Here is a 14,725-nt window from a genome sequence, read left to right on the forward strand (position 1 = left end):
TGGCATGTCAAATGTTCTTATTATGTGCTATTTTAATCAAGCTTGTGAACTATTGTTCCATTTGACGAGATTTCCCTGATGAATAAGCCCATGGACGGTCGAGATCCGAGAAACTGCTTCTGCTGAACAACTCGCGTCGACAAAAAGAAGGCTAGCATCATCTCCTACTTTCGGCCATACCGAATTCCCGTGGTCATCAAGCGGGATTTTGCCATTGGTCGCATAACGAAGGCAACGAGATAGCTCGAATTCAGTTTCATAACCATATAATTGCGCGGCTAGATTGGCTTTCTGAAGCATATTACCACTACCAAAAGTACCCCAATGATCCTGAACATTGTCGTTCCCCACAAAAACTTCCACTCCCGCCTTTTTCAGTTCCCGAAATGGCATCAACATATTGCGGAAAGGAACCGAACTGCATATACCGACTTTCGCTTCTGCCAGTCGTTCGGCCATGTGTTCTAAGTCTTTTTTCGGCAGGTAGCCTAAGGCGAAAGCATGACTGATAAATGTGCGTCCCTGTAATGCGGGGTTTTCCAATGCTTTATCAATCAAATATTCCATAGTCTTAACACCTGATTCTCCACCTTCATGCAAGTGGATATCGATTCCCTTGTTATTGTCCAATGCAAGTCGAACCGTCAAGTCCATCGGTTTCTCGATACTGCCGTCAATACTAAAGGGATCCAAACCACCGATAAAATCCACCTGTTCCCATTTTGCAACTTCCTCCATTAACTTCGCGGATTCTGTATAGAATAGACCATGTTGGGGGAATGCGACCAGTTCTGCAGCAAAGGAATACTTTAAATGTTCCAGTGCCTGTAACAGATGTTCCAATGACTTCGTCCCCGATGTTGGGTCTACATTAAAATGTGCGCGCGCAAAATTTGTTCCGTAGCCCTGCAATAGCGCAATCAATTTTTCGGCACGTTCGACAGAGGTTTTCAACAATTCAGGGATGATGATCTGTTCCTTGGCAATCATATCTTTTACAGTCCTGTTTTTTGGAAATACCGCCTTCCAGGGCAGGCCGTATAAAGTTTTATCTAAATGAATGTGCATGTCACGGAATGGCGGTAAGGCCAATTTACCTTTCATGTCGAAGCCTTTTCCGTCAATCCCCGATTGCGCTGGCTCTATATTTTTTATTTTATTTGCCTCGATTTGAATATCAAATAATGCCGTTTTCGTAGCAACAATTTCTTCCTTCTCATAAAGAAAGCCTGTTTCTAGCAATACGTTCCTCAACAAATAAGTATCTTGATTTTGATTGATTTCATTCATGCTTAAATCATTTTCACCAAAGCTAAGTGATTTGGGACAATGATCCTTGTATGAATTATCACAGCTTGTGTAGAAATTATGGCTGCGCTTTAAACTGACTTGGTGTCATATTTGTATGGCATTTAAAAAACTTGCTGAAGCTTGCATTATCGTAAAATCCTAGATCAAAGACAATAGCTTTGATCGTTTTATCCGAAATTTTAAGCAAGCGCTTTGCTTCCAATAACACGCGTTCCTGAATCAAAAATGAAGCTGACTTGTGTAACACCCGATTACTTAACACATTCAGATAGTTTGCGGATATATTTAGCTTCTCGGCATAAAAAGCAACGGATTTTTCACTTTTATACCATTCATCGATAAGCTGAACAAATTTTGCCACAATCGGATTATCCTGATGTTGTTCATAATCATGATAATTATCCTGAACGATCTTGCTAATCAGAAGGGCGATTACTTTAACCCGCGCGTAAATCAATTCCCATAGGATATGGTCGTCCGCTAGATCAGCTGCAATTGCTTTAAATTCTGCCAATAGCGACTGAAAGTGGATCGCTGAAAGATCAATGACCAAATGCTTTAGATAATAAGAAATAGGAAATCGCAATGCAGGTAATAAGCTTTCGAACCAACGTCTGCTGATCATGAGCTGCAATGCATGGGTCGAGTCGTCCATCTTCCACTGATGTACCTGACCTGGAAAAACGAGATGTAATTGATTACATCCAAGCGTAAAGTGATCGAAGTCTATGGTATGCGTACCTACAGACTCTTCAAATAATAAGAGAATAAAAAAATCATGTTTATGCGGTTCATTAATTTCCCGAGGACCAATAAGTTCGTGAAAAAGCAGGTCACAATCCGCAATAATCCCTTCCTGGAATTTTTGCAGATCTAGTATTGGAAAATGGTCGTTGGGTTGATACATAAACAGTATTCCAAAGATAGTATCTAAATATTAAAACAAAAAACAAAAGCTAGTGAGAGCTGGTAACAATACTAAAAATTACTTCCAACTTATGACCAGCTTCGTACTGTAAACACAGTGAGTCCACAGTAAGTCCACGTTGAGTCCACCTTTTTTATGTGCAATTACCGTGGCTTCATCATACAGACATACTGCTTACAGTCCGAAGTTGATTACTAATAGGCTATCATTTTTTCTAACGAAGCCCTTAAGCTTGCCCGCAATTATTGACAGAAATTGTTACGATTATCATTATTGATTAATATCAAAAAAACGTTACTTTGAAATAGTTTATAGGGTCTGATTTAGGTCGAATGCCTATGCCTCATTTCCAACTTAAGATCGAAACATGCAAATTGAAATAGGGAGTATATTTTACGAAATAGTACTTTGGAATAAAGATTACATCCAGATTCTAGGTAGTTCATCTCCCTATCGTGTATACGCTCCAGCGCATTGCGATGTTGCTTTCCTCAAAGAGTACATTAAGCTAAATCCTCCAGAAAATAAATCGGAAGATTCATCCTATTCCTATCTGGAAGATCCCTACTACCTATTTGGAAAACCTTATTTGGTCAAGATTTATCCGTCCGCAATGCTACCAACTGTTGAATTGACAGCAACGAGCATATGTGTATATCAAAAGAAGAACACAAATACCTTGAACTTACTGTACAAATGGTGCCAGGAATTACTCTACCATGAAGTCGTCAAGCAAATTGCTTACTGGGAGGAGCAATTGGATATATATGATGTGGCAACAGTGACCATCCGTAAACTACCCAAAAGTGATTTTAGAATCGTTGAAGGTGGATTTCAATTTTCAAATCGACTCATTGATTTTAAAAAAGAACACATCAATCTAATTATTCTAAAGGCTTTCTGTAAATTTGCGGATAAGACCCGAAAGGAAACAGAAGCAATTTTCAATCTATATATCCCAAACTGGAGAGATCTTTATTAGCATATTATAATAAAATGGCAGAAATTAGCATCAGAAAAGCGATAGAAAAAGACAGTTTAATCATACCGTTCACCGATCAAGAGCTCCTACCATTCGTCGACAAACATCAGAAAGAAATCAATGATTACGTTATCGATCAATTGGAAGATAAAGATGGCGGCCCGCATTTAAGTGACTTTAGCGTCAGCAGGCTAACTTTTTTTGCTGATCAGACAGGCGGCTCTTTTAGACTTCATTTTAAAATTGACCGTCAATTTTGCTGCAGTGATCTTTTATCTTGTCAAACGGATTATATAGACTTTAAATTCAATAAATCGAACAATACAATCACATTAACAGGAGGTTATATATCTTGGACAACTCAATAAAAGAGAGGCGAATACCCGAGCGTTATCAAGTTAATACAAGTTCATTTTCTTTCTATTGGTCGAGAGGTCTTGGCGTGGAATTGCTTCGCAAATTGCCGACTAAACCTTCGATCGCTGCTGCCGATCAATTTGTACCTTTACTCGATCAATTTGACAATAGCTGCGACCAGCTTGTCGAACAGCTCCACCTAAAAATTGGTTTCCCTCAAGGTCAACAACTGCTTAAAGATGCACTTGCAGGAAAGCCTATTGATGCAGCATACGAACCCATATTGAAGAATTTTCTACAGACATTGGATCTCAGTCCCTCTTGGTTAGATTGGGATAAAATAGAGCAAGGCATTGGCCTCAGCCAACGTTCGGGCTTATCAGGACTTGTCGTATTACGGGACTATGTCCTCATGGGGGGCTATGAATCCAGTGCCATCAATAAACCCCTAATTTTTACAGGTGCGTTAAAAAAAGGTGCTGTCAAAAGGCTCACCGAAACGGTCACCTTTTGGGTTGACGTCACAGGTAACAATGCACTGAAAAAGGGTAATATCGGCATTGAGGCCATCCTACTTACCCGATGTATCCATTCGTATGCTCGGTTAAATATTCTAAAGCACGGTCAGTGGCAAACAGAAAAATGGGGCATCCCTTTAAACACTTGGGATATGCTTGCGACCAACCTCGGATTCTCTCTTGTTTATCTAACAGGGCTAAAACGCATGAAATTCAATATATTGAAAAGCGAGGTTGATGGTTTATTCCATGTTTGGAAATTTATTGGGACATTGCTGGGCATTCCCACGCAATTGCTACCCGACACCGAGGAGCAAGCTATTGAAGCGTTGTATTATTGGACGATGACCCAACAATCAGGAGATCAGGATAGTTTAGCCTTAGCAAAAGCGCTCATGGAAGAGCCCATTAAAGCAGCCTACCCCACAAACAAATGGGGACGAAAGCTTATGCGTGAAATTCATCTCTACTACAATCATTATCTATTGGGAGACTATTCGTGTTCATTACTTGGTTTAAGGAAAACGGTACTCGGTAAAATCGCTTATGTGAATATCTTAAAAAATAAAAAAGCAAATCATATGATCACCGACAGCCTATGGCGACAACAACAGATTGACAAAGGAAGAAAGATACACGAGGGTGTGAAACAAATCTATCTGAAATACAATTAACCAACATTGCGCTCGTAAGGCACCCGTGTCGCAATGGACCGTCCTAAGGTCAGTTCATCCACATATTCCAATTCACCACCAAAGGCTATACCGCGGGCAATGGTTGTAATTTTAACATCAAACTCACGCAATTTGCGATATAAATAAAAAATGGTGGTATCCCCTTCCATTGTTGCTGAAAGTGCCAGAATAACTTCTTCCACCTCACCTCTTTGAATTCGATTGAGTAATCCCTCAATTTTTAGATCCGCAGGACCAATACCGTCCATTGGCGAAATTAACCCACCCAATACATGATATACACCTTGATAGGAATTTGTATTTTCAATGGCCATCACATCACGTGTATCTTCCACAACACAAATCAAGCTTTTATCACGTTTAAAGGAGGCACATATCTCACATATACTGTGATCCGAAATATTGAAACATTCCTGGCAATACTGAATATCTTCTTTCAAGCGATCAATAGCGGCTGTAAAACGGGCTACATCCGCATCGGATTGCTTCAGCAGATGCAAAACCAGTCGTAATGCTGTCTTTTGCCCTACGCCTGGTAGTTTTCCAAATTCAGCGACGGCATTCTCAAGAAGTTTAGAAGAAAAATTCATAATGCAAATGTAAGAATAATCAGAAAAAGTAGCTACTATTAAAAAAATAGCTATATTGTATTCCTTTTTGAAAAATTGGAATTTAGAATTAAATGTATAACGTTATATATGGACATTACAAAAGAAGATAAAATTATCCGCGCATTTGAAAACAAAACATGGCAGGAAATTAAAGTTAAGGACTCATGGCAGATTTTTAAAGTGATGTCAGAGTTTGTGGACGGATTTGAGAAATTGGCAAAAATTGGTCCCTGTGTATCGATATTTGGATCAGCACGTACGCCACGTGAACACAAATATTATCAAATGGCGGTCGATATTGCCAGTTTATTGACAGAACGCGGTTATGGTATTATCTCGGGCGGTGGACCTGGAATTATGGAAGCAGCCAATAAAGGTGCTTATGAATCCGGAGGAAAGTCTGTTGGTCTAAATATTGAATTACCATTTGAGCAGTTTCACAACAAATATATTGATCGCGACAAACTACTTGAATTCAAGTACTTTTTCGTCAGAAAAGTGATGTTCATGAAGTATTCTCAGGGTTATATTGTTATGCCAGGAGGCTTTGGAACCATGGATGAGCTTTTTGAAGCAATCACATTGATTCAAACCGGCAAAATTGCACGTTTTCCGATCGTGTTGGTTGGCTCTGAATATTGGAAAGGGTTGATGGACTGGGTTCAGAATACAATGATTCCTAACAAATATATCAGCGAAGAAGATTTGAAACTATACCGTATTGTCGATACTGCCGAAGAGGCTGCGGATCATATTTTCCGATTCTACGACAAATACTTGTTGAAACCAAACTTCTAAGAAGTACCCGTAAAAAAAGAGTACCTGAATCAACAGATACTCTTTTTTTTTGCCTATTTGCCCTCCCCTTGGTCTTTGTAAAATAGGTATTTAGCTGTTCAAAACCAGCTTTTACAGATTAAAGTTGCATTATTGCCAATTTAGTCCCTACATTTATAGCGCGATTCGCATTACACGTCGTTAACCGTAGAAAAACAAATTATTGTCTTGCATGAAAGATTTGGGAGGCCATTCAGATGAAGAGTTGATTGTATTGGTTCAACAAGACGATAGCTTAGCTTTCGAAGCTTTGTATGATCGCTATTGGAAAAAGCTTTATTACCAGGCTGCGCGCAAAACAAATTCGCTGGAAGACGCGCAAGAAATCGTACAAAACATCTTTACTTCGCTTTGGCTGAGACGCCATCAACTCCAAATTGAAAGCAATCTCGCCTCCTACCTCGCTGTGGCCGTTAAATACAAAGTCTTTAAATATCTGGCGCAACAATACAAGCAGGAAGCTTTTAAACACGATACGGAATGGGCCGATTTCGATAACTCGACGGAAGATTGGCTTCAGTTTGAAGAACTTCGAGTTCGGCTGGATCAGCTTGTTTCGGAACTGCCCGAAAAATGCCAGCTTGTTTTCAAATTATCCCGCGAAGAAGGACTCACTTATAAACAGATCGCTGAGCACATGAACATCTCTGTGAAAACGGTCGAAACCCAATTAAGCCGTGCCTTAAAAAAAATACGCGCTGGTATTCAGCGCTTTCTGATTACTTTGTGATTTTTTTTCTCTTCTTGTCAGGGTATCAACCCAATCTAGGGACTCTATATATAAATAACCCCTAAATATGGTTGATCATAATCAATTCCGGATAAAGCAATTGGCTTACAAATGGCTTCAAGGCACATGTACCCCTGAAGAGGAAGCCGAATTGCAAGAGTGGTATGAAACAAGTAATGGCGAACCTCTCCCTATTCCTGAGGGGCTGGCAACCGATGAACAACAACTCAAAGAGCTGTTATTTTCCAATATAAAGCAGGAAATCCAAGCGTCAAAAATCAGGCGAATCCCGCAACGGGTGAAGTTGGGTGGAATAGCTGCTGCTTTGGCACTGTTGTTTATATTACCCCTTTACCTTGTTAAAAGAACATCTGGAGATAGCCAGCGGGTAGCCGTGAAGATGCAACAACAGGTTCACCCGGGCATTAAGGCGGCCGTATTAACTTTAGCCGATGGAACTAAAATTGATCTTTCTGCCCAGCAACAGAGCGTTCTCCATCAGGATGAACAGGTGAAAGTAATTACGACTGCTTCCGGAACCGTGCAATATCAATTTACAGCCAGTAGGAAAACTGCTACAAGCCGTACCAATACCATTGAAACCCCGATTGGAACAGAGTATACGATCATTTTGGCCGATGGCAGTAAGGTGTGGCTAAATGCTGGATCCGTGCTGACGTTTCCTGAATCTTTTGCGTCGAATAGCCGGGAAGTAAAATTATCTGGGGAGGGCTATTTTGAGGTCAGCCACGATAGCAAGCGCCCCTTCTATGTGCGATCCAATGAACAGACCATTCGTGTATTCGGAACCCATTTTAATGTACGCTCTTATCCAAATGAAAACAATAAAACCACACTTATAGCCGGTTCTGTACAAGTCTCGCAATTCGGTAAGTCAAAAATGCTGAAACCTGGTCAAGCAGCATTTACCACTGGCGGGAATCTTATCGTAGCAGAAGCCAATATCGAAGAAGCAATGGCCTGGAAAAATGGTTTTTTCTATTTCGAATCGACACCCATTAAAGATGCGCTTGCCGCCATAAAACGCTGGTATAATGTGGATATCGTGTATAAAGGAACAAATGAAAAGCGTGAACTGACAGGTAAGATAAAACGCAATTCAACTGCCCAGCAACTGGTTGAGACCCTCAACTTTCTGGATATAAAATGCCGATTGGAAAACAATAAAATTGAAGTTGAACTCTAAATTATCTAATATAAAACAAACTTAACCAACTAATTATGCACAAACTTAAAACCATCCAAGGGGCTGGTAAAAAGGCAAAACTATTTGCTGCTTTACTTGCTATCCAATGCGTTTCCCATGCAAATAATTTGGCGATGGCGAATGTAAACCAATCTAAAATCAAGTTACAAGACAAGGAATACACTTTGGCAAAGTTTGCTAAAGAAATCGAGCGTCAGAGTTCTTATGTGTTTCTGTACGATAACTCACAGATAAATGATAACCAAAAAATCAGCATAAACCATAAAGATGGTTCTATTGTTGAAATTCTGGATGACAACCTGAAAGAACTGTCGTATTCATACAAAATTGTCAATAACACCATTGTCCTAAAAAGGAAAATAGATGACATACCTTTAAGAAACACGATCAATATACAACAGCTTGTCAAAGGGCGCGTTACCGATGGCGACGGTAAAGCATTAACAGGAGTCACCATCCGCAATACAACAACAGGTAAACAAACGGAAACAGACAGTAAAGGTGAGTTTTCTATTGAAGCGACTACTACCCATCAACTCAGCTTTAGTTCAATAGGTTATGAGACTATCAGTAGTACGGTAGGTTCCAATAGTTACCTCAATATACAGCTAAAAACTGCCAACAACCAACTGGAACAGATCGTTGTGGTCGGTTTTGGAACACAGAAGAAAAAAGACATCACGGGAGCCATTGCAACCATGAGTACAAAAGATATTGAAGATCGCCCTGTGACCCAATTAGCGAGTGCTATGGAGGGCAAAATGGCGGGGGTGGAAATTGTAAAATCTTCCGGACAACCTCAAGCTGGCTTCTCTATTCGCGTTCGCGGAACTTCAACAATTACTGCAGGTAGCAATCCATTATACATTGTAGATGGTGTTCCTACTGAAAACATATCGGAGCTCAATCCATCCGATATTCAAAGCATTTCTGTATTAAAGGATGCTGCTTCAGCCGCTGTCTATGGATCTTCTGGCGCAAATGGCGTTGTATTGATTACAACCAAAAGAGGAACAAACGGTAAGACACAGGTAAATTTCGAAACCTATCAAGGATTTTCAGGCATCAGAAAAAAGCCTAGTGTTCTAAATGCGGCACAATATAGAGAATTAATGGCTGAGATGGGAGAAGCCTTGGATTGGTCGAAATATACCGCTGATACAAACTGGCCAGATCAGCTATTCCGCACCGGTCACAGCCAAAAATACCAGGCTTCAGTACGCGGTGGAGATGAAAAGACAGGGTTTTACATCTCGGGATCTTATCAAAAAGATAATGGTACGGTCATCACAAATACAGTAAACAAGGTCAATTTCAAGGTTAATTTGGATCATCAGATCAATAAAATCTTTAAGGTGGGGACCAGCTTATCGTACAACCGTTGGTACGACGTGGATATTACCGAGAACTCCCGAAATGGAGTCATCATGAATGCTTATCTGGGCTCTCCAGTAATCGGAATATATAGCGACAAAGGTGCTTTCACAGTAGATCCATTCTATACAGATCTTGACAACCCCGTTGCATTGGCAACAGGCAACGAGCACAGCTATATCAACAACAGATTTACAGGAAATGCCTTTGTGGAAGCCAATATCCTACCTGGATTAAAATTCAAATCGCTGTTTGGGTATGAAAAATTTAACAACCAGTACCGCAGTTTCGTAGATCCTTTTCGTACAACGGAAGGTCGAAAATATAAGGGTATGGCAACGCTCCAGCAGCAGGACAATCAGTATTGGATGTCCGAAAATACATTAAACTATAATAGAACCTTTAGTGACAAGCACCACTTTACAGGCTTATTAGGCTATATTACAACGAAAACACAAACAACAACCTCAAATATTGCTACGCAAAATTTTGCTAATCCAGCAATCCACACGGTCAATGGTGGTTCGATGATCACAGCGATGCCTACGGCAGTAGACGCCGCTGTATCCACTGTATCTGGCATCGCAAAAATTGGTTATGATTATAACGACAAGTACCTATTTACAGCAAATCTGCGGGCTGACGCATCATCTGTATTTGGCCCAAATAACCGGTGGGGCTACTTCCCTTCTTTCTCTGCCGGTTGGCGTTTATCCAATGAAGATTTCTTCAGTTCGCTGAAAAACACCGTAAACGATTTGAAAATCCGTGCGAGTTGGGGTAAAGTTGGAAATAGCCAAATTCCGGCCTTTTCCTATCTCGGTTTAGTCGACGTGACAGGATCATATAACATCGGCGACCAAGTTGTACCCGGTTATACGCCTGCTACCCTGGACAATCCCAATTTAAAATGGGAAACAACAAATCAGACCGATATTGGTGTGGATGCCAGTTTCTTTAATTCGAGATTGATATTTGGTGCAGATTATTATGCAAAAAGGACTGTAGGCCTACTTCTCAGCTCAAGGGTTCCGTACAGTTCGGGCTATAGAACTGCGCTGAAAAACCTCGGCGACCTACAAAATAGAGGTTTCGAATTCGAATTGAGTAGCCGAAATTTCGTTCACGATTTCAAATGGAATACAACTGTGACCTTTGGGCTCAATCGCAATAAAGTCCTGAATATTGATGGCGGAACCTATTATGACGGAAATATCGATGGTCGGGGTAATAGTACGATTGCAAAAGAAGGCGTTGCATTGGGGTCCTTCTGGGGCTATATCGCAAAAGGCGTCAATCCAGAGACCGGAGATATGATCTATCAGATGGCTGATCCGGAAGCAGGTCTTCAAACGAGTGATATGGCTATCATCGGGAATGCTACACCAAAATTCTCTTATGGCATGACCAATGATTTCAGCTATAAGAACTTCAACTTTTCCTTTTTCTTACAGGGGGTACAGGGAAATGATATCCTTAATGCGACGCGTATTTATACAGAAGGTATGTGGGAACCGAGAAACCAAAGTGTTGCCGTGTTAAACAGATGGACTGTTGATAACAACAACAGTATTATGCCACGTCCGGATCTAAACAATACAGATGACAACTACAATTCACAAATTTCCTCCCGTTTTGTAGAGAAAGGTTCTTACCTCAGGGTAAAATCGATGACCCTGGCCTACACGCTACCTAAACAAGTGCTTGAAAGATGGAAGCTCAATAAGGTCCGTTTTTATGTGACGGGCGAGAATCTGTTAACATTCACCAAATACTCAGGTTTGGATCCTGAGGTAAGCATGTATGGGGGAACTAATCAGCAAACCGTGAGCTCCAATATGGCGCCCGGTATCGATTTTGGTACTTCGCCGCAGGCACGCACCTTTATTGTTGGTTTAAACCTAACTTTTTAACCTTTTAGCTTACAAAAAATGAAATCAACTAGATATACTTCATTGGCCATAGCCTTATTGACATCGCTTACTCTAAATTCCTGCAAAAAGTTTTTAGATCTTCAGCCTACCTCCACGGTAACGAGCGAAAATGCCTATCTCACAGGAGACAATATTGAGAAAGCATTAAACGGAGCCTATAATTCTTTTATAGGCAATGGCACTCGTCCAGGGAGCAATGCCAATTATTATCAATGGGAAATGATTCTGCAAACAGATATTCGCTCTGATAATGCCCATGCTGCCGGTGGTGGCGAAATAGATTTTGCACAAATTGACTATAATAACATCACCAATACCAATGAAATGGTACGCAGGGACTGGGAAGAACTGTATGGAGCAATCTCAAAATGCAATATCGTTATTGACAACGTTGATAAGGTCACAGATCCTACTTTTTCGGATGAAAGACGCAAACAAATTCTTGGAGAAGCTTCATTTTTAAGGGCCTTCCATTATTATCAATTGGTCAAGCTTTATGGTGGTGTGCCCTTGGAAAAACACTCCAACAGTACAGATGCAGAAGTATTACGCATCAAGCGATCAACTGTAGCCGAGGTTTATGATTTTATTGACTCTGACCTACAAGTTGCGGCAAACAATCTCCCTGATGGATTTGGGCAACCCTCCATCGACAAGGTTAGAGCTACTAAAGGTGCTGCAAATGCCTTACTGACCAAGATATGGGCACAACGCCCTGATCGAGATTACAATAAGGTATTGCAATACGCCGATGCAGTGATCGCTGGAAAAGGTGATTACCAGCTCCTTCAAAACTATGCGGATCTTTTTGACGGCAAACACAACTATAATAGTGAATCTATCATTGAGATTCCCTACATCGCCGGCAGTCCCAATCTAAGCTGCTGGGGTGGCGCATTCTTTTTCCCGGATCTTGATGAAAATGGCAAAATCAACGAAAACGAATGGCGCCGATATGGAACACCATCGAAAGATCTTGTCGAAGCTTATGACAATGCTGGCGACACCGAACGAAAGAACGCCAACATTTGGTTCTATTCAGTTCCTTGGGCGGATGAATTTTGGAATCCCTGCGGAGATGCTGCGACAGAAATCCCATTTAACGTAAAGCAAAAACATGCCAACAGCTTCCAAAGTGGCGATCATTTTTACCTTTTACGACTTGCGGACATCATTCTGCTCAAAGCAGAAGCTCAAAACGCACTGGGAAATACTTCAGGGGCAATAAATACCCTTAATGTCATCCGTCATCGCGCAGGGCTCGCCGATTTATCCGGAATCAGCTCCAGTGCCCTAAAGGCCATCATTCTCAACGAGCGCCGATTAGAACTAGCTTTCGAAGGGCAACGGTGGGATGATTTAAACCGTTATGGTGTCACAGTAGATGTGATGAATAAATTAAATGAAATCAAATTTACATGCGATAACGGCAAGCAGAGCAGCCCTACGTTGATTAAGTATAATTTTAACCAAAATAGCCTGCTCCTTCCAATACCATTATTGGAACTGCAGGCAAACCCGAGCCTGACTCAAAATCCAGGCTATTAATTAGACCAAGCATAGGCTGTTCAAAGGAGTATCCTTGAACAGCCTTTTTTACCAATACACTTTATTATGACTCGTTTTAAATCACTGGATATTTTCCGTGGGTTTACACTCGCGGCTATGATTCTCGTCAATAATCCTGGCAACTATCATCATGTGTTTCCTCCACTTGAACATTCCATCTGGCATGGATGCACGTTTACAGATCTTATATTTCCATTTTTTTTATTTGCTGTCGGAAACTCCATGGCATTTTCTTTAAAAAACAGCGACCAGCTAGCACCCGTACCTTACTGGAATAAAATTCTCAAGAGAACAATCATCCTTTTTCTACTTGGTCTGTTTTTAAATATTTTCCCCTTTGTGGAATGGAATAGTCTTCACCAGCTCGAGTGGATTCCCTTTGCCAAGTACAGGTATTTTGGGGTGCTGCAGCGTATTGCAATCTGCTATTTCAGCACGGCAATGATATTATACTATTTTAGGGCTAAAGGTGCTGCAGTTATTAGTATCTTGCTCCTACCCGTCTATTGGCTAATTTGCTATTACGGTAATCCAGCAGATGCCTATAGTCTGGATGGTTGGTTTGGAACGGCACTGGATATCCGAATCTTTGGTGCATCCCACCTCTATCACGGCGAAGGAACAGCGTTTGATCCAGAGGATATCTGGAGCGTATTTCCGGCCATCAGTCAAACGATATTCGGGTATATCACAGGAAAATACATTATTCAAAAACTGACCGGCAAAAGGGAGCTAATGAACCTATTTGTCGTAGGCCTGGTCTTTATTTTAGTAGGCTATCTATGGTCATTTGCTTTTCCAATTAATAAGAAAATCTGGACCAGCAGTTACTGCGTATTCACAACGGGTATTGCCATCTCTTTTCTTGGTATATTAATCTATCTCATCGAATTTCAAAACATCAGAGGGATATTTTATACTGTCTTTGACGACTTCGGCAGGAATACACTATTTATCTATTGTCTTAGCGGACTAATCCCTACGATTTGTTCATTTATTCTCATTGGGGATAAACATCAAAACCTTTGGAACTTTAGCTATCATTTCCTGTTTGATGGTTGGCAAAATCAACAATTATCCTCCGCGCTATTTGCATTGCTATTTGTCGCTTTGAATTGGTTGATCGCCTATTATTTACGAAAGAAAAAGATCTATATCAAAATCTAGGTCAAGTTATCTTTGGGTTAAAATAAGTGAATCTGAATTAGGAATAAAAAAAGGGCCAAAGGCCCTTTTTATATATAAAGATATGGATAAGATATACCGCAGCTACTTTTAGAAAACGCCCCATCTTTGTTTTACTAATTCCGCTATTACAGTACGCTGACACTAAAGTAACTTAAACTAACTATACAGAGAAAAAACTTAGGGGGACAAAAGGGGGACAAATATTAATCAATTGAAAACCAATAAATTGAAATATATATTTCAAATAAAAAAAACACTGATTTATTTTGAATAATCAAAATAAAAGGAATACTTCATCTAAAATTCTTGTTCGGAAATATAAAAAAAAGAAAACCTGAGGTTGGGAGCCCCAGGTTTTTAAATAACCAATGACTAGTCCTGAAAAATCGATACAGGTTTTCAGTGATTAAAAATAAATAATTTAAACAGTAGTAGCCGATAGGTTGCTACTGTTTTTTGTTTT

12 protein-coding genes are annotated in these 14,725 nt (G+C 40.4%); 9 read left to right on the forward strand and 3 right to left on the reverse strand.

The genetic code is table 11. From position 1 onward, the window contains the following. Positions 1-36 precede the first annotated feature (36 nt). On the reverse strand, positions 37-1,290 hold the full coding sequence (locus tag BGP15_RS11825) for an amidohydrolase (RefSeq protein ID WP_286769619.1): 1,254 nt from the start codon (positions 1,288-1,290) through the stop codon (positions 37-39). A 76-nt stretch (positions 1,291-1,366) separates the two neighbouring features. Beyond that, positions 1,367-2,218, reverse strand: a complete 852-nt coding sequence (locus BGP15_RS11830) for an AraC family transcriptional regulator (RefSeq protein ID WP_046673479.1) — start codon at positions 2,216-2,218, stop codon at positions 1,367-1,369. Between the two features lie 388 nt (positions 2,219-2,606). Between BGP15_RS11830 and BGP15_RS11835 the strand changes: the two genes are divergently transcribed. Genes BGP15_RS11835 through BGP15_RS11845 form a run of 3 tightly spaced genes read left to right on the forward strand, consistent with a single transcriptional unit; the run spans position 2,607 to position 4,770 of the window. Continuing rightward, on the forward strand, positions 2,607-3,221 hold the full coding sequence (locus BGP15_RS11835; RefSeq protein ID WP_070563987.1) for a hypothetical protein: 615 nt from the start codon (positions 2,607-2,609) through the stop codon (positions 3,219-3,221). A 14-nt stretch (positions 3,222-3,235) separates the two neighbouring features. Further along, positions 3,236-3,589 (forward strand): hypothetical protein, encoded by a 354-nt coding sequence (locus BGP15_RS11840; protein WP_286769620.1) that lies wholly within the window; start codon positions 3,236-3,238, stop codon positions 3,587-3,589. Beyond that, positions 3,574-4,770 (forward strand): oxygenase MpaB family protein, encoded by a 1,197-nt coding sequence (locus BGP15_RS11845; RefSeq protein WP_286769621.1) that lies wholly within the window; start codon positions 3,574-3,576, stop codon positions 4,768-4,770. The genes BGP15_RS11840 and BGP15_RS11845 overlap by 16 nt, the downstream gene beginning before the upstream one ends. On the opposite strand, the gene recR is transcribed toward BGP15_RS11845, so the two are convergent. After that, a complete protein-coding gene (gene recR, locus BGP15_RS11850) occupies positions 4,767-5,381 on the reverse strand; it encodes a recombination mediator RecR (protein ID WP_046673482.1) in 615 nt (204 codons plus the stop codon). The genes BGP15_RS11845 and recR overlap by 4 nt on opposite strands. Before the next feature lie 114 nt (positions 5,382-5,495). Here recR and BGP15_RS11855 point away from each other — a divergent pair, with 114 nt between their 5' ends. The 6 genes from BGP15_RS11855 (at position 5,496) to BGP15_RS11880 (ending at position 14,241) form a co-directional block, all read left to right on the forward strand. Next, entirely contained in the window at positions 5,496-6,200 is a 705-nt protein-coding gene (locus BGP15_RS11855) for an LOG family protein (RefSeq protein ID WP_046673602.1), read from the forward strand. Positions 6,201-6,411: 211 nt separating this feature from the next. Then, positions 6,412-6,969, forward strand: coding sequence for an RNA polymerase sigma-70 factor (locus BGP15_RS11860; protein WP_286769622.1), 558 nt, complete (start codon positions 6,412-6,414; stop codon positions 6,967-6,969). Between the two features lie 67 nt (positions 6,970-7,036). Next, entirely contained in the window at positions 7,037-8,176 is a 1,140-nt protein-coding gene (locus BGP15_RS11865) for a FecR family protein (protein ID WP_070563977.1), read from the forward strand. A gap of 35 nt (positions 8,177-8,211) precedes the next feature. Beyond that, positions 8,212-11,484 (forward strand): TonB-dependent receptor, encoded by a 3,273-nt coding sequence (locus tag BGP15_RS11870; protein WP_286769623.1) that lies wholly within the window; start codon positions 8,212-8,214, stop codon positions 11,482-11,484. Positions 11,485-11,502: 18 nt separating this feature from the next. Next, entirely contained in the window at positions 11,503-13,053 is a 1,551-nt protein-coding gene (locus BGP15_RS11875; RefSeq protein WP_286769624.1) for a RagB/SusD family nutrient uptake outer membrane protein, read from the forward strand. A 66-nt stretch (positions 13,054-13,119) separates the two neighbouring features. Continuing rightward, the gene (locus tag BGP15_RS11880) at positions 13,120-14,241 is read left to right on the forward strand and encodes an acyltransferase family protein (RefSeq protein ID WP_286769625.1); all 1,122 of its coding nucleotides are present in this window, start codon (positions 13,120-13,122) and stop codon (positions 14,239-14,241) included. Positions 14,242-14,725 lie beyond the last annotated feature (484 nt).

Source organism: Sphingobacterium sp. 40-24 (assembly GCF_001899705.1).
GTDB classification, from domain to species: Bacteria; Bacteroidota; Bacteroidia; order Sphingobacteriales; family Sphingobacteriaceae; genus Sphingobacterium; species Sphingobacterium multivorum.

Coding starts and splice junctions, on each gene's coding strand:
- BGP15_RS11865 (WP_070563977.1), top strand. CDS start 7,037: ATGGTTGATCATAATCAATTCCGGATAAAGCAATTGGCTTACAAATGG.
- BGP15_RS11875 (WP_286769624.1), top strand. CDS start 11,503: ATGAAATCAACTAGATATACTTCATTGGCCATAGCCTTATTGACATCG.
- BGP15_RS11835 (WP_070563987.1), top strand. CDS start 2,607: ATGCAAATTGAAATAGGGAGTATATTTTACGAAATAGTACTTTGGAAT.
- BGP15_RS11830 (WP_046673479.1), bottom strand. CDS start 2,218: ATGTATCAACCCAACGACCATTTTCCAATACTAGATCTGCAAAAATTC.
- BGP15_RS11880 (WP_286769625.1), top strand. CDS start 13,120: ATGACTCGTTTTAAATCACTGGATATTTTCCGTGGGTTTACACTCGCG.
- BGP15_RS11840 (WP_286769620.1), top strand. CDS start 3,236: ATGGCAGAAATTAGCATCAGAAAAGCGATAGAAAAAGACAGTTTAATC.
- BGP15_RS11870 (WP_286769623.1), top strand. CDS start 8,212: ATGCACAAACTTAAAACCATCCAAGGGGCTGGTAAAAAGGCAAAACTA.
- BGP15_RS11825 (WP_286769619.1), bottom strand. CDS start 1,290: ATGAATGAAATCAATCAAAATCAAGATACTTATTTGTTGAGGAACGTA.
- recR (WP_046673482.1), bottom strand. CDS start 5,381: ATGAATTTTTCTTCTAAACTTCTTGAGAATGCCGTCGCTGAATTTGGA.
- BGP15_RS11860 (WP_286769622.1), top strand. CDS start 6,412: ATGAAAGATTTGGGAGGCCATTCAGATGAAGAGTTGATTGTATTGGTT.